The organism is Pseudomonas sp. P1_F7, assembly GCF_056405655.1.
The window spans coordinates 187,965-202,357 of the sequence record NZ_JBFUBR010000012.1 but is presented as its reverse complement, the minus strand read 5'-3'; the positions used below and the strand labels follow the sequence as shown (position 1 = coordinate 202,357).

Sequence of the window (14,393 nt, the reverse complement as noted above, 5' to 3'; positions counted from 1 at the left end):
AAAAAACCCTCCGGTCGGAGGGTCGTAAATCCGTGCCCTGAGGCCACGGGAGGGATGTCAGTGTGTGGTCAGACCGGCCGCGTTCATGAATAGACGCATCAGGCTGGCGACGATGAACAAGGCGCCCACGCTGCCGCCCCAGATCAGGGCCAACCAGCCGAGCCGCTGCCACAGCGGCTTTTTTTCGGCTTCTTCAATGTCGTGCAGGGTGTGTTTTCCGCTCATTGTTTAATCCTCCAATGAAGGTGGGGGGCGTCCGTCATGAGGCCATCGTCGGAACGCCGCCCGGAGCAGGTTCGCGGTGCACAGGGCTAGTGATAACCGTCTTCATGGGTGACCTTGCCGCGGAACACGTAGTAGCTCCAGAAGGTGTAACCCAGGATGAACGGGATGATGAACAGCGTGCCCACCAGCATGAAGCCCTGGCTTTGCGGCGGCGCGGCGGCATCCCAGATCGAGATCGACGGCGGGATGATGTTCGGCCACAGGCTGATACCCAGCCCGCTGTAACCGAGGAAGATCAGCACCAGGGTCAGCAGGAACGGCGTGTAATGCGCGTTGCGGGCCACGGCACGGATCAGTCCGTACATCGTCACCAGCACCAGGATCGGCACCGGCATGAACCAGAACAGATTCGGCATGGTGAACCAGCGAGCGGCAATATCCGTGTGGGCCAACGGGGTCCAGATGCTGACGATGCCGATCACCGCCAGTAGCACGAAGGCCAATGGCCGTGCCAGGTCATGCATCTGTTCCTGCAACTTGCCTTCGGTCTTCATGATCAGCCAGGTGCAACCGAGCAGCGCATACGCCACCACCAGCGCCGCACCACAGAACATCGTGAACGGTGTCAGCCAGTCCAGTGAACCACCGGCGAACTGCCGATTGACCACTGGCAGCCCATCGATGAACGCGCCGAGTGCAACGCCCTGGAAGAACGTCGCAGTGACCGAGCCACCGATGAACGCCTTGTCCCACAGGTGGCGCTTGTCGTCCCTGGCCTTGAAGCGGAACTCGAAGGCCACACCGCGGAAGATCAACCCGATCAACATCAGGATCAGTGGCAGGTACAACGCAGAGAGCACCACCGAATAGGCCAGCGGGAAGGCGCCGAACAATGCTGCGCCGCCCAACACCAGCCAGGTTTCATTACCGTCCCAGACCGGGGCGACGGTGTTCATCATCACATCGCGATCCGTCTTGCCCGGAACGAACGGGAAGAGAATGCCAATGCCCAGGTCGAAACCGTCCATGACCACGTACATCATGATGCCGAAGATGATGATCACGGCCCAGATCAGCGGAAGATCAATACCCATGATTCAAATCTCCTTGGTCAGGCTGTGGCCGGCATCGGCGTGATCGTCGTCAGCTGCGGACAGCGGACGGGCCGGAGTGCGTTTCTGGCCGGGGCCTCCGTCGTTGGTTTCCTTGCCTTCGTCGGTCTTCGGCCCCTTGCGCACCAAGCGCATCATGTAGCCAAGACCGGCGCCAAACAGCGCGAAATAAACCACGACAAACAGAATCAGGGTGATGCTCATCTGCGTGAAGCTATGGTTGGACGACGCATCCGCCGTGCGCATCAGGCCGTAGACCACCCACGGCTGACGGCCGATTTCCGTGGTGAACCAGCCGGCGAGGATCGCGATCAGGCCGGACGGCCCCATCCACAGCGCCAGGTACAGGAACGGCCGCGAGGTGTAGAGGCTGTCACGCTTGCGCAGCCACAGGCTCCACAATCCGGTGAAGATCATCAGGAAGCCCAGGCCGACCATGATCCGGAACGACCAGAACACGATGGTCGAATTCGGTCGGTCTTCAGGCGGGAACTCCTTGAGCGCCGGCACCTGCTTGTCCAGGGAATGCGTGAGGATCAGGCTACCCAGGTAAGGGATTTCGACGGCGAATTTAGTTTTTTCTTCCTTCATGTCCGGCCAGCCGAACAGGATCAGCGGAGTCGCCTCGTTGCCCTTGTTTTCCCAGTGGCCTTCGATCGCGGCGATTTTTGCCGGCTGATGCTCAAGCGTATTGAGACCGTGGAAATCACCAATGACAGCCTGGATCGGCGCGACGATCAATGCCATCCACATGGCCATCGAGAGCATTTTGCGAATCGCCGGGTTGTCCTTGCCGCGCAGCAAATGCCAGGCCGCGGAAGAACCGACGAAGAAGGCTGTGGCGACGAAGGCTGCCGTGGCCATGTGCATCAGGCGATACGGGAACGACGGGTTAAAGATAACCGCCAGCCAGTCGGTGGGTATGACCTGACCGTTGACGATCTCGAAGCCCTGCGGGGTCTGCATCCAGCTATTGGAGGCAAGAATCCAGAAGGTCGAGATCAATGTACCGATGGCCACCATCACGGTGGCGAAGAAGTGCAGGCCACGCCCGACCTTGTTCCAGCCAAACAACATGACGCCGAGGAACCCGGCCTCGAGGAAGAATGCCGTGAGCACTTCATAGGTCAGCAACGGCCCGGTCACGGAACCGGCGAAGTCCGAGAAACGGCTCCAGTTGGTGCCGAACTGATAGGCCATCACCAGGCCGGAAACCACCCCCATGCCGAAGTTGACGGCAAAGATCTTCGACCAGAAATGGTAGAGGTCACGGTAAGTGTCGTTATGGGTTTTCAGCCACAGGCCTTCGAGTACCGCCAGGTAACTCGCCAGGCCGATGGTGATGGCCGGAAACAGGATGTGGAACGAGATGGTGAACGCGAACTGAATTCGGGCGAGATCAAGTGCCTCTAAACCGAACATAAGTCTTCCTCTGTCAGGTAGTACGGCTGCTGGCTGGAAGCCTGCACCCACGGCCCCCACGGATATGGAGTGTGGCGAATCTCTGTTTGTTCTTTTTTTGCACGCATCACAACGCAGGGAATCTGGCCTTGCGGCCGCCGGATCAATTCCTTTTGTGGGTTTTGATCTGGATCAATCAACGTTGAAAGAGTAGTCCCAATTTCGGGGATGAACCGCGTGGTCTTTTGCCGCGTGACAAGTTGCCTCACGGCTTTTGTCATCGCCAGCAACACATTCCCAGTGGAAGCCTGGAGAAAGTCGATGTCTGGCTAACTAATTTTTTTGTCACGGCAACTTCCTGTTACAGGTTGGTGATAATCTCGCCGTTCCCCTTTCCCCAGATTTCCCCGCAGATGCCCAGCCAAGAGCCCTTGCTGTTACGTCACCATCGCCCTTTTCTCGCGTTCTGGCTGGCCCGGGTGTTTACCGCCAGCGGCTTCCAGATGCTCACCGTGGCCATCGGCTGGAACCTGTATCAATTAACCGGCAACGTGCTCGACCTGGGTCTGGTCGGCCTGGTCGAGTTCGCCCCTCGCGTGCTGTTCATGCTGCACACCGGGCACGTCGCCGACCGCTATGACCGGCGCAAGGTCGCGGCGATATGCCAGTTCCTGCAGGCATTGATCGCCCTGTCGTTGGCCATCGGCAGCGCCACCGATCATGTCACCCGGGAAATGATCTTTATCCTGGCCTTTCTGCTCGGTGCCGCCCGCTCCTTTGAAATGCCGACCACTCAGGCCCTTCTGCCAAGCATCGTGCCCAGCGCGCTGTTTCCCCGTGCGGTCGCCGCCGCGCAATCGGCTCAGCAATCAGCCACCATCGTCGCCCCGGCCCTCGGCGGTTTGCTCTACGCCTTCGGCAGCGTCTGGGTGTATGGCCCGACGGTGCTGCTGTATGTCATCGCCTGTTCGCTGATGCTCAACCTGCCAGCCCGGCAAACCCCGCTGAACAAGGGCAAGGCCACTCTGGATTCACTGCTGGCGGGCATTCGCTTTATCCGCAGTCGTCCGGACATTCTCGGGGCGATCTCCCTCGATCTGTTCGCTGTGCTTTTGGGTGGTGCGACGGCGTTGCTGCCGGTGTTCGCCAAGGACATCCTGCTGACCGGCCCGTGGGGGCTGGGCCTGTTGCGCTCGGCACCGGCAGTGGGTGCGCTGCTGATGTCGCTGTTCCTGGCGCGGTTTGCCGTGGAGCGAAACGTCGGGCGGGTGATGTTCACCGCCGTGGGCGTCTTCGGCGTGGCAACCATCGCCTTCGGTCTGTCGACCTCGTTCTGGTTTTCCCTCGCGGTGTTGGTAGTGCTGGGCGCGGCAGACATGATCAGCATGGTGATCCGCGCCTCGTTCGTTCAACTGGAAACCCCGGATGAAATGCGCGGACGGGTCAGCGCCGTGAACGGTCTGTTCATCGGTGCCTCGAATCAATTGGGCGAATTCGAATCGGGCCTGACCGCCCACTGGTTCGGCACCGTGCCAGCAGTGGTCATGGGTGGGATCGGCACGCTGGTGGTAACCGGGGTGTGGGTCAAACTGTTCCCGACACTGGCGAGCCGCGATCGCATGCACGTGGCTAAAGATGAAGAGAAGGAAGAGGCGAAAGTCTAAGCAGGCTAAACCAACAACTCCCCCTCCACCGCCGTACGTGTGGCTTTCCCGCAGAGTTGCTCCACCAGCGCCAGGGCAAACGCCAAAGCGGCAGCCGAGCCTTGGGCGGTGATGCAATTGCCGTCGACCACCACCGGTTGATCGACGAAGGTACAGCCCGACAGTTGATGGCTGGCCGAGGGCAGGCAGGTCATGCGCCGTTGACGCAATACACCAAAGGCTTGCAGCGCCACGGCGGGCGCTTCGGCGATACCGGCGAACAGGCGACCGGCTGCCGCCTGATCCTTGATCAATTGTTGCAGGGGTTGGTGGGCTGCCAGGTGCTGCGAACCCACCGCTCCACCCGGCAAGGCGATCAGGTCGAAGGGCTGCGCCAGCAAGTCCACCAGCATCGCATCGGACGTCAAACGAGTGCCCCGGGCGCAGGTGAGCATGCGCCGCCCTTCGATACTGGCCACCACCACTTCTATTTTGGCGCGGCGCAGTACGTCGATCAGGGTCACGGTTTGCAGGTCATCGGTGCCCTCGGCGAGGGCAATCAAGGCTCTAAAGGTCATCAGGTATTGTCCACAGAATGATCTTTTAAGCGTAGTCAGCTTTCCTGACCCTTGTTCGAGACGTGTGGTTACTTGATGAATAGTTGCGTCGACATCGTATTGCCAGGCGCGTTGATCGAGGTATTGCTGAAGGTCAGCGTGCCTTCCTGCTTGCCAGCCAGATCGAGGGCGTACAAATAGCCGACGGTTTTTTCCCCGGGGGTGCAACTGGTCAGGTTGCCGTTCTTGAATGCGCAAACCGGTGTCCGTGTGCCGTTCACCTCGAAACCGTCGAGGGCGACATGGGCCTCACGCCCGTAACCCACTTCCAGCACGTACACCGTGATGTTCGGGCCATTGTGATCGCAGCGCGTCCGGGTTTGCCCTTCGTCGATGTTCTCGACACCACAGGACGGCGATGCGACTTTGAGCACTTTCAATTGCGTCAGTGGCGCAGCCGATACCGCCGTGGCCGTTTGTGCCCCGAGAAGCAACGCCATCCATACGCCGAGCACGCTAACCAGACGCCTTTTCATTCAGGACCTTTCCACCCAAAAAAACCAGCGCGCAGTATGGCGCACTTGGCTTTGTCGCAAAACATCGACGACGATCACTGCCATAAGCAGCCATATTCCCAAGCTACTGGTATGATGCGCGGCTTTTTCCGGCCCACAGTAAATTCCAGGCGCGTTCTGCTGCCTGTGCTTTGCTGTTGAGGTCGATACATTCACGGCGCCCGGCGCGCCACGGGGAGCAGACATGCTGGAAAGGCTGTTTCAACTCAAGGCACACAACACCAACGTGCGGACCGAGATTCTGGCGGGCGTCACGACCTTTTTGGCCATGGCCTACATTCTGTTCGTCAACCCGAGCATCCTCGGCGAAACCGGCATGGACAAGGGCGCAGTGTTTGTCGCCACCTGCCTGGCCGCCGCCATCGGCTCGACGACCATGGGCCTGATCGCCAACTACCCGATTGCCCTCGCACCGGGCATGGGCCTGAACGCCTTCTTTACCTACACCGTAGTCCTGCACATGGGCCATACCTGGCAAGTGGCGCTCGGTGCGGTGTTCATCTCGGCGGTGTGCTTCTTCCTGCTGTCGATCTTCCGCATCCGTGAATGGATCATCAACAGCATCCCGCTGCCGCTACGCTCGGCGATTGCTGCCGGTATCGGCCTGTTCCTGGCGCTGATCGCCCTGCACAACGCCGGTATCGTGGTCAGCAACCCGGCGACCATGGTCGGCCTCGGTGACCTGAAACAACCGGCTCCGATCCTCGCCACCCTCGGTTTTGCCCTGATCGTCGCCCTCGAAGCCCTTGCCGTGCGCGGTGCGGTGCTGATCGGCATTCTGGTGGTGACCATCGCTTCGATCGTGATGGGCTTCACCCCGTTCGGCGGCGTGATGTCGATGCCGCCGTCCCTGGCCCCGACTTTCCTGCAACTGGACATCAAGGGTGCACTGGACATCGGTCTGGTCAGCGTGATCTTCGCCTTCCTGTTCGTCGACCTGTTCGACAACTCCGGCACTCTGATCGGCGTCGCCAAGCGCGCCGGTTTGATGCGCAAAGACGGTCACATGCCGAAAATGGGTCGCGCGCTGATCGCCGACAGCACTGCAGCCATGGCCGGTTCCCTGCTGGGCACCTCGACCACCACCAGCTACATCGAGTCCGCTGCTGGCGTGAGTGCCGGTGGTCGCACCGGCCTGACTGCCATCGTCGTGGCGATCCTGTTCCTGCTGGCGCTGTTCTTCTCGCCACTGGCCGCCAGTGTTCCAGCCTTCGCCACTGCACCGGCCCTGCTGTTCGTCGCCGTGCTGATGACATCCGGACTGGCCGAAATAGACTGGGACGACATCACCGTCGCCGCGCCAGTGGTGATCACCGCGCTGGCCATGCCGTTCACTTATTCCATCGCCAATGGCATCGCCTTCGGTTTCATTTCCTGGACCGCCATCAAGCTGATGTCCGGTCGTGGCCGTGAGCTGAACCCGGCGCTGGTGATCCTGTCGATTCTGTTTGTGATCAAGCTGGGTTGGTTCAACGCATGACTTTTGATTCCCAGGCCTACGCCGTTCAGCTCGAAGAAAAGGTCACGCGCTTGCGTGACCTGCTGGCCCCGTTCGATGCACCGGAGCCAGCCGTTTTCGATTCGCCGCTGAAAAACTTTCGCCTGCGCGCCGAGTTCCGCCTGTGGCGTGAAGCCGGCGAGCGTCACTACGCGATGTTTTCCCAGGAAGACAAACGCACGCCGATCCTGATCGAAGAGTTCCCGATTGCCAGCCTGCGCATCAACCAGTTGATGCCGCAACTGAAGGCAGCGTGGCAAGCCAGTGCGCCCCTGAGCCACAAGCTGTTCCAGGTGGAGTTCCTGACCACCCTGGCCGGCGATGCGATGATCACCCTGTGCTATCACCGCCCGCTGGACGAGCACTGGCACGCAGCGGCGTCGAAACTGGCGGCGGACCTGAACGTCAGCGTCATCGGCCGTTCCAAGGGCAAGCGCGAAGTCATCGGTCACGATTACGTGGTCGAGAAGCTGGAAGTCGGCGGCCGCACCTTCAGCTATCGCCAGCCCGAAGGCGCATTCACCCAGCCCAACGGCACGGTGAACCAGAAGATGCTCAACTGGGCATACGACGCGCTTGGCGATCGCAGCGACGATTTACTGGAGCTGTATTGCGGCAACGGCAACTTCACCCTGCCCCTCGCCACCCGCGTGCGCAAAGTGCTGGCCACCGAAATCAGCAAGACCTCGGTCAACGCGGCCTTGAGCAACCTCAGCGAAAACGCGGTGGATAACGTCACCCTGGTGCGCTTGTCCGCCGAAGAGCTGACCGAAGCCCTGAACGAAGTTCGCCCGTTCCGTCGCCTGCACGGCATCGACCTCAAGAGCTACGAGTTCGGCAGCGTGTTCGTCGACCCGCCACGCGCCGGCATGGACCCGGACACCTGCGAGCTGACCCGGCGCTTCGACAACATCCTGTACATCTCCTGCAACCCGGAGACCCTGGCAGCCAACATCGCCCAACTGCACGACACCCACCGCATCACCCGGTGCGCGATGTTCGACCAGTTCCCGTGGACCCATCACATGGAATCCGGGGTGATGCTGACCCGGCGTTGATGGCTCCTGCCAGACACAAAAAAGCCGTCTTCACGACGGCTTTTTTGTGGACACTTACACGACAACATCGACCTTGCGCGGGCGCCCGCCTTTCCTGCCGTTGGCCCGCGCGGCTTCAGACTTTGCGGCGCTGCTCTGGCGACCATTGCGCGAAGCGACAACCGAGGCCGCCATGGCCATCAGCGGCTTGCTCGCAGAAATCATCCCGGCGATGGATACATGCAGGTCCTTGCCTTCATGGCACAGGGCAGTACCCGCGTAGCCGACAGTCAGACTGGCGAAGTCCCCGCCCTCAAAATCATCGAACTCCGGATAGTTGGCCACGGGCAACAATACGCCGCTGCCGTCTTCGAAGCTGACGGCCAGACAGGGGGCCAAGTAGGTAACCGCTGTCGCTTGCAAGCTATTTTTTCTACGTAGTTCGCCACGTTCAATGGCTTTGTCCAGGCTACTTTCCGTAACGGGACTATCGGCCTGAACCTTGGCTTTTATCGTTTTCATAACTCGATCTCCACACTTTCCTGTGTACCTATCAGGGACAGCAACGTCTTGTTCGATTCAGGTTCGTAGCAAGCCGATCCAATCATATTGGTGGTACTGACAACCCTTTTCACCACAACGACTTCGTTGCTTTGCCAGTCCCACAGTTGATTATCAAGACAGGCCGTTTGTAATTTTCGCCACCAGATGCCCCGGGCGCGCCGCAAATGGGCAGGTTGCTGGAGCGATTGGCGCAATCCCTCAAGCACCGCCAACGGTGGCCGACGCGATAGCGGAACTACATCCCAGAGCTCGACACCGTTGTGCCAAAAGCTGAACCTGAATCTCGCACTCCACGTACCCGCCTCCACATGCGCATGAGGCGGACAATGCTCGTCTCGCAACATGATCACTACCGACAGTCCTTTGTAATTGCATACCTTCATGCTAACCCATCCGTTAGGTTAATGAATCCGAGGATCCGGCATTCCCTGGAAAATCCGACCGCTGGCATTGGCCGTCGAATCATTTCTTGCGTCCTCAGGCTAGCGTCCTGGCGTTTCCCGGCCCTGCGGAACACCACGCAAAATGGTAAGAAATCCTTTCATTACGGCGCTGGCACCTGATAAATACTGATTCAGTTCTTTCATTTGATCCCCGGTGTCATCAATCATGCAGCGACAATTCGACGATCTTCAGTTGGGCAGCATTGAGCTGTTTTGCCTGGCCGCCGAGGCCGGCAGTTTTACTGCCGCGGCGCTGGTGGCGGGTGTCACCCCCGCTGCCGTGAGCCGTTCGGTGTCGCGCATGGAGGAACGCCTGGGCGTGCGCCTGTTTGCGCGCACCACCCGCAGCGTGAAGCTAACCGACAGTGGTCGCCGCTATTACGAGGAGTGCCGCCAGGCCCTTGCGCAACTGGTCGAGGCCCAGCGCGAGGTAATGGGCCAGCAGCAAGTGCCGTCCGGTACTTTGCGCATCAGTATTCCGACCACCTACGCGCATCATCGAATCCTGCCGCTGTTGCCCGAGTTTCGGGCGCGCTATCCGGCGGTGAAGGTCGAGTCGCACATCAGCAATCGCAACATCGATTTCGTCGGCGAAGGCTACGACATGGCGATTCGTGTGCGAGCCATCCCGGATTCCGGCCTGATCGCCCGACAGCTGGAAGATGCCGCCCTGGTGATGATCGCCAGCCCCGACTACCTGAAACGGGCCGGCACTCCGCAAACCCTCGACGACCTCGAACACCACGAATGCATTCAGTACGAACTGCCCAGTAGCGGCCGGCGCATTGCCTGGTTGTTCAACGATGAAGGCGTGTCCCGGGAGATTCTGGCTGAGGGCAGCCTCAGCTGTTCCGACGACGTACTGGGCGGTGTCACCTTGGCCAAACACGGGGCGGGGTTGTTTCAGACCTATCGTTTTATCGTGGAAAAGGAACTGGCCGACGGCTCGCTGGTGGAAGTGCTCAAGCCCTATGGCGGGCGCTCGCGGCCGTTTACCTTGCTGTACCCGCAAAGTCGTCATGTGCCGCTGCGATTGAGGGCGTTTATCGATTTCCTTGTGGAGCACCTGCCGCGCTGACCTGCGAAAGTGTCCGATCACCGCCCACAAACAGTCAGTGCGTCGTCACTTCAATTGACCAAATTAACTAGTTAGTACAATTTATCTCCACAGGCTGAAGTCCTCGGCCGATTCCAAAAATAATAAGTGGAGAGATTCCGATGTCCCCTATTGTTCTGGTGCTCAACGGCCCGAACCTGAACCTGCTCGGCACCCGTGAACCGGCGACTTACGGCCACGAAACCCTGGCAGACATTTCGGCCCTGTGCGCACGTGCCGCCGAAGAATTCGGCCTGGCAGTGGAGTTTCGCCAGACCAACCATGAAGGCGAATTGCTCGACTGGATTCACGCGGCCCGCGGTCGCTGTGCCGGGATCGTCATCAATCCTGCCGCGTGGACTCACACCTCGGTCGCCATCCGCGATGCCCTGGTCGCCAGCGAACTGCCGGTGATCGAAGTCCACCTGTCCAACGTTCACGCCCGCGAGCCCTTCCGCCACCACTCGTTCGTATCCGCCATTGCAACGGCGGTGATGGCCGGTTTTGGCAGTCATGGCTATCGCCTGGCGCTGGAACACTTCAGTCATCGTTTGAAGGGGTGATCGCCGTGACTCAGAACCACGTGATACTGGCCGGGCTGATCGGCGCCGGCATCCAGGCTTCCCGCACGCCAGCGCTGCACGAGCACGAAGGCGATGCCCAGGGGCTGCGTTACCTCTATCGCCTGATTGATCTTGATCAGTTGAAACTCGACAGCAACGCCCTGCCCGACCTGTTGATGGCTGCCGAGCGTATGAACTACACCGGGCTGAACATTACCTTTCCATGCAAGCAGGCGATCATCCCGCTGCTCGACGAACTCTCGCCGGAGGCCCGCGGTATCGGTGCGGTCAACACGGTCGTGCTCAAGGATGGAAAACGCATCGGCCACAACACCGATTGCCTGGGCTTTGCCGAGGGTTTTCGCCGAGGCTTGAAGGGCGTTGCCGTTGAACGTGTCGTACAGATGGGCGCTGGCGGCGCAGGTGCGGCGGTGGCCCACGCGTTGTTGAGCGAAGGCGTACAACAGCTGAGCATTTTCGATGTGGACATCCGCCGCGCCCAGGATCTGGCCGACAACCTCAATCAGCATTTCGGCGTCGGTCGGGCGGTCGCCGGGCATGACCTGCCGAGCGCCACGGCCCAGGCTGACGGCCTGGTAAACACCACGCCGATGGGCATGAAAAAACTGCCGGGCATGCCGGTGCCGGTCGAGTTGCTGCGGACCGAATTGTGGGTGGCGGAGATCGTTTACTTCCCGCTGGAAACCGAACTGCTGCGCAACGCCCGCGCCCTCGGTTGCCGGACGCTGGACGGCGGCAACATGGCAGTGTTTCAGGCGGTGAAGGCGTTCGAGTTGTTCAGCGGCGTGGTGCCGGATGCCCAGCGGATGCTTGAGCATTTCCAGAGCATGAATGACTGAAAATCAAAAGATCGCAGCCTTCGGCAGCTCCTACAGATCAATGCGATTTACGTAGGAACTGCCGAAGGCTGCGATCTTTTCAAGCCTGCAAATAACGCAATACCGACTCGCAAATCATCTCCCGATGACGCTGCTTGATGCGTTCGTCCGGCAGGTCAATCTGAAAGATCTCACCAAAGGTGTGGCGGTTCGAGACGCGATAGAAGCAGAACGAACTGATCAACAGATGCACATCCAGCGGATCAAGACCGGTACGGAACAGCCCTTGCTCGGCGCCGCGACGCAGAATCTCGCCCAGTGAATCGAGGATAGTGTTGTTCATCGCCTTGATCGCATCGGAACGCTTCACGTACTCGGCGTTGTGAATGTTCTCGATACTGACGATGCGCACGAAATCGACGTTGCGATCATGGTGATCGAAGGTGAACTCCACCAGCCGCCGAATGGCTTCGACCGGCGCCAGCTCCGCCAGGTGCAGGCGATTTTCGGTGTTGCGGATATCGCCATAAAGCTTCTCCAGCACCTCGACGTAGAGCTGTTCCTTACTGCCGAAGTAGTAATAGATCATGCGCTTGGAGGTGTGGATGCGCTCGGCGATGGCATCGACGCGAGCACCGGAAAGCCCCTGCTGGACGAATTCGACAATCGCCTCCTGCAGGATGTTTTCGCGGGTCTTTTCCGGGTTGTTCTTGCGACTCTTGCGCGGCTCGGCACCAGGTTCTACGGAGGCTGCGGGGAGTTCTGAGGTCATTGTCATTGCGGGCTCACGGCCATCACTGCACAGGCTGGCGATTATGGGCCGCGCGACACGGTGAAGGAAGCCGCGCGACCCACGTTTAATCCCGCGTTTACGAATTTCCTACAACTTCGCCTGACGCAATGCGCCGCTACGGGATTTGGCCATGGCCGCCAGGCGCACCGCGACGTTGGCTGCGCCATAGCCGGCATAACCGTTTTTACGCTGGATGATCTCAAAGAAGAATCGCCCCTCGAACGGCTCGGTGTACACATGAAACAGTTCACCGCCCTGGGCATCGCGGTCGTACAACACGTTGTAGTAGGCCAGTTCGCTGAGGAACTCGTCGTCGAAATCGAACCGCGCCGCCAGGTCATCGTAGTAGTTGAGCGGGATATCCAGCAGCGGCACGCCCGCCTCTTTTGCACGGCTGACCTGGGCAAAGATGTCATCACAATCAAACGCAATGTGATGCACACCGGAGCCGCGATAACTCGACAGCGCGTGTGAGATCGCGGTATTGCGGTTCTCGGAAATGTTCAGTGGCAGGCGGATCGAACTGTCGCGGCTGCGCAACGCGCGGCTCTTCACCAGACCATAAGGATCCGGCAGCACGACTTCATCGTCCGCCTCGAAATCCAGCAGGCTCTTATAGAACAGCACCCAGCTGTCGAGGCTGTCGGCCGGCAGAGCAATGGCCATGTGGTCGATGCGCTTGAGGCCACCGCTGACCGGCGCATCCGCCAGCAGATTGAAGTCGGTGCCGTAGACGTCGGCATCCTGGTCCACCAGATAGATCAGGCTGCCATCCGGCGCACGCACCGCCGCCAGTTCCAGTTCATTGGGGCCGACCAGCCCGCGATAGGGCTGGCCCTTGTAGGCCACGGCTCGAGCCAGCGCACTGGCGCTGTCCTTGACCCGCACAGCAGTAGCGCACAACGAAGGGCCGTGGGCCTCGAAGAAACTGTGACCGAACGAGTAAGGCTCGGAGTTGAGGATCAGGTTGATATCGCCCTGGCGCATCAGGCTGACACTCTTGGAACGATGCTGCCCGGCCTTGACGAAACCCAGTCGCTCCAGCCAATGGGCGAGCTTGGCACCGAGGCTCTCGTCCACGGCAAACTCCAGGAACTCGATGCCGTTGTACTCGCTGGCCTTGGGCGTTTCGAACAGAATCTCGGCGTTGGCCGCGGGCTTGGCTTCCTGCGCCAGGCGCTTGCGGGTTTTCTCTTCCAGATACAGCAACGAACGCAAGCCGTCGGCGGCGTTAGCCCGTGGCGGTGCGGCGCGGAAACCGTCGTTGAAGATCTCCAGCGACAATGGCCCGGTGTACCCACTCTTGATGATCGGCGCGAGGAACCCCGGCAAGTCGAATTCACCCTGGCCCGGGAAGCAGCGAAAATGCCGGCTCCACTCCAGCACGTCCATGGCCAGGATCGGCGCGTCGGCCATTTGCACGAAGAAAATCTTGTCGCCGGGAATCTCGGCAATAGCACTTGGATCGCCCTTGAGCGACAAGGTGTGAAAGCTGTCCAGCAACACGCCAAGGCTTGGGTGATCAGCCTGACGCACGATGTTCCACACCTGTTGCCAGGTGTTCACATGCCGGCCCCAGGCCAGCGCTTCGTAACCGATGCGCAGGCCACGTGCCCCGGCGTGCTCAGCCAGCAGTCGCAAGTCGTCGACCAGAACCTGTTCATCACCGATGGACTCGGCCGAGGCGTTGCTGCACACCAGCACCAGGTCAGTGCCCAGCTCCTGCATCAGGTCGAATTTGCGCTCGGCGCGTTCCAGGTTGCGCGACAATCGATCGCGGCGGCAGCCTTCGAAATCGCGGAACGGTTGAAACAGAGTGATGGCGATCCCGAGATCGGCGCACATCTGTTTAATTTCCCGCGGGCTGCCGTCGTAGTAGAGAAGGTCGTTCTCGAAAATCTCGACGCCGTCGAAACCGGCGGCGGCAATGGCTTCGAGTTTTTCCGGCAGGGTACCGCTCAAGGATACGGTGGCAATGGAACGCTGCATATTTCGGCTCCCGGTGGAGGCTTCGGCTACAGGGAATTTGCGCCGCTTTTAAAAGAGT

At 60.0% G+C, this 14,393-nt stretch carries 15 protein-coding genes; 6 read left to right on the top strand and 9 right to left on the bottom strand.

The genetic code is table 11. The features are described from left to right. Positions 1–57: 57 nt before the first annotated feature. The 3 genes from AC1D1M_RS18945 to AC1D1M_RS18935 form a co-directional block, all read right to left on the bottom strand. Positions 58–225 carry a DUF2474 domain-containing protein gene (locus tag AC1D1M_RS18945; protein WP_477776811.1) on the bottom strand — a complete coding sequence of 56 codons (168 nt, stop codon included), beginning with the start codon at positions 223–225 and terminating at the stop codon, positions 58–60. 86 nt (positions 226–311) lie between these two features. Beyond that, complete coding sequence (gene cydB / locus AC1D1M_RS18940; protein ID WP_477776810.1) at positions 312–1,319, bottom strand: cytochrome d ubiquinol oxidase subunit II; 1,008 nt, start codon at positions 1,317–1,319, stop codon at positions 312–314. Positions 1,320–1,322: 3 nt separating this feature from the next. Further along, on the bottom strand, positions 1,323–2,759 hold the full coding sequence (locus AC1D1M_RS18935) for a cytochrome ubiquinol oxidase subunit I (RefSeq protein WP_477776809.1): 1,437 nt from the start codon (positions 2,757–2,759) through the stop codon (positions 1,323–1,325). Between the two features lie 392 nt (positions 2,760–3,151). Here AC1D1M_RS18935 and AC1D1M_RS18930 point away from each other — a divergent pair, with 392 nt between their 5' ends. Further along, a complete protein-coding gene (locus AC1D1M_RS18930) occupies positions 3,152–4,402 on the top strand; it encodes an MFS transporter (RefSeq protein ID WP_477776808.1) in 1,251 nt (416 codons plus the stop codon). Between the two features lie 5 nt (positions 4,403–4,407). On the opposite strand, the gene AC1D1M_RS18925 is transcribed toward AC1D1M_RS18930, so the two are convergent. Further along, a complete protein-coding gene (locus AC1D1M_RS18925) occupies positions 4,408–4,959 on the bottom strand; it encodes a DJ-1 family glyoxalase III (RefSeq protein WP_477776807.1) in 552 nt (183 codons plus the stop codon). A gap of 68 nt (positions 4,960–5,027) precedes the next feature. Further along, positions 5,028–5,474 (bottom strand): DUF4879 domain-containing protein, encoded by a 447-nt coding sequence (locus tag AC1D1M_RS18920; protein WP_477776806.1) that lies wholly within the window; start codon positions 5,472–5,474, stop codon positions 5,028–5,030. A 223-nt stretch (positions 5,475–5,697) separates the two neighbouring features. Here AC1D1M_RS18920 and AC1D1M_RS18915 point away from each other — a divergent pair, with 223 nt between their 5' ends. Beyond that, positions 5,698–6,993, top strand: coding sequence for an NCS2 family permease (locus AC1D1M_RS18915; RefSeq protein ID WP_477776805.1), 1,296 nt, complete (start codon positions 5,698–5,700; stop codon positions 6,991–6,993). Further along, complete coding sequence (trmA, locus tag AC1D1M_RS18910; RefSeq protein WP_477776804.1) at positions 6,990–8,069, top strand: tRNA (uridine(54)-C5)-methyltransferase TrmA; 1,080 nt, start codon at positions 6,990–6,992, stop codon at positions 8,067–8,069. Before AC1D1M_RS18915 ends, trmA begins: the two co-directional genes overlap by 4 nt. 54 nt (positions 8,070–8,123) lie before the next feature. Here trmA and AC1D1M_RS18905 read toward each other — a convergent pair whose 3' ends face one another. Both AC1D1M_RS18905 and AC1D1M_RS18900 read right to left on the bottom strand, forming a co-directional pair. After that, positions 8,124–8,570: a DUF2442 domain-containing protein gene (locus AC1D1M_RS18905; protein ID WP_477776803.1), complete on the bottom strand. Its 447-nt coding sequence runs from the start codon at positions 8,568–8,570 to the stop codon at positions 8,124–8,126. After that, entirely contained in the window at positions 8,567–8,995 is a 429-nt protein-coding gene (locus AC1D1M_RS18900) for a DUF4160 domain-containing protein (RefSeq protein ID WP_477776802.1), read from the bottom strand. The genes AC1D1M_RS18905 and AC1D1M_RS18900 overlap by 4 nt, the downstream gene beginning before the upstream one ends. 226 nt (positions 8,996–9,221) lie before the next feature. Here AC1D1M_RS18900 and AC1D1M_RS18895 point away from each other — a divergent pair, with 226 nt between their 5' ends. From AC1D1M_RS18895 to AC1D1M_RS18885, 3 genes are all read left to right on the top strand, one after another. Next, positions 9,222–10,133: a LysR family transcriptional regulator gene (locus tag AC1D1M_RS18895; RefSeq protein ID WP_477776801.1), complete on the top strand. Its 912-nt coding sequence runs from the start codon at positions 9,222–9,224 to the stop codon at positions 10,131–10,133. Positions 10,134–10,273: 140 nt separating this feature from the next. Then, positions 10,274–10,714 (top strand): type II 3-dehydroquinate dehydratase, encoded by a 441-nt coding sequence (gene aroQ / locus AC1D1M_RS18890; RefSeq protein ID WP_102672596.1) that lies wholly within the window; start codon positions 10,274–10,276, stop codon positions 10,712–10,714. A gap of 5 nt (positions 10,715–10,719) precedes the next feature. Next, the gene (locus tag AC1D1M_RS18885) at positions 10,720–11,574 is read left to right on the top strand and encodes a shikimate dehydrogenase (RefSeq protein ID WP_477776800.1); all 855 of its coding nucleotides are present in this window, start codon (positions 10,720–10,722) and stop codon (positions 11,572–11,574) included. Between the two features lie 79 nt (positions 11,575–11,653). Here AC1D1M_RS18885 and AC1D1M_RS18880 read toward each other — a convergent pair whose 3' ends face one another. Both AC1D1M_RS18880 and quiC read right to left on the bottom strand, forming a co-directional pair. Further along, complete coding sequence (locus AC1D1M_RS18880; protein WP_057713206.1) at positions 11,654–12,331, bottom strand: TetR/AcrR family transcriptional regulator; 678 nt, start codon at positions 12,329–12,331, stop codon at positions 11,654–11,656. A 102-nt stretch (positions 12,332–12,433) separates the two neighbouring features. After that, positions 12,434–14,335 carry a 3-dehydroshikimate dehydratase QuiC gene (gene quiC / locus AC1D1M_RS18875; RefSeq protein WP_477776799.1) on the bottom strand — a complete coding sequence of 634 codons (1,902 nt, stop codon included), beginning with the start codon at positions 14,333–14,335 and terminating at the stop codon, positions 12,434–12,436. Between the last annotated feature and the right edge of the window lie 58 nt (positions 14,336–14,393).

Bases quoted from the DNA above. Each gene is read 5' to 3' on its own strand.
- AC1D1M_RS18915 (WP_477776805.1), top strand. From the start codon at position 5,698: ATGCTGGAAAGGCTGTTTCAACTCAAGGCACACAACACCAACGTGCGG.
- quiC (WP_477776799.1), bottom strand. From the start codon at position 14,335: ATGCAGCGTTCCATTGCCACCGTATCCTTGAGCGGTACCCTGCCGGAA.
- aroQ (WP_102672596.1), top strand. From the start codon at position 10,274: ATGTCCCCTATTGTTCTGGTGCTCAACGGCCCGAACCTGAACCTGCTC.
- AC1D1M_RS18880 (WP_057713206.1), bottom strand. From the start codon at position 12,331: ATGACAATGACCTCAGAACTCCCCGCAGCCTCCGTAGAACCTGGTGCC.
- AC1D1M_RS18925 (WP_477776807.1), bottom strand. From the start codon at position 4,959: ATGACCTTTAGAGCCTTGATTGCCCTCGCCGAGGGCACCGATGACCTG.
- AC1D1M_RS18930 (WP_477776808.1), top strand. From the start codon at position 3,152: ATGCCCAGCCAAGAGCCCTTGCTGTTACGTCACCATCGCCCTTTTCTC.
- cydB (WP_477776810.1), bottom strand. From the start codon at position 1,319: ATGGGTATTGATCTTCCGCTGATCTGGGCCGTGATCATCATCTTCGGC.
- AC1D1M_RS18905 (WP_477776803.1), bottom strand. From the start codon at position 8,570: ATGAAAACGATAAAAGCCAAGGTTCAGGCCGATAGTCCCGTTACGGAA.
- AC1D1M_RS18920 (WP_477776806.1), bottom strand. From the start codon at position 5,474: ATGAAAAGGCGTCTGGTTAGCGTGCTCGGCGTATGGATGGCGTTGCTT.
- AC1D1M_RS18900 (WP_477776802.1), bottom strand. From the start codon at position 8,995: ATGAAGGTATGCAATTACAAAGGACTGTCGGTAGTGATCATGTTGCGA.
- AC1D1M_RS18895 (WP_477776801.1), top strand. From the start codon at position 9,222: ATGCAGCGACAATTCGACGATCTTCAGTTGGGCAGCATTGAGCTGTTT.
- trmA (WP_477776804.1), top strand. From the start codon at position 6,990: ATGACTTTTGATTCCCAGGCCTACGCCGTTCAGCTCGAAGAAAAGGTC.
- AC1D1M_RS18945 (WP_477776811.1), bottom strand. From the start codon at position 225: ATGAGCGGAAAACACACCCTGCACGACATTGAAGAAGCCGAAAAAAAG.
- AC1D1M_RS18935 (WP_477776809.1), bottom strand. From the start codon at position 2,759: ATGTTCGGTTTAGAGGCACTTGATCTCGCCCGAATTCAGTTCGCGTTC.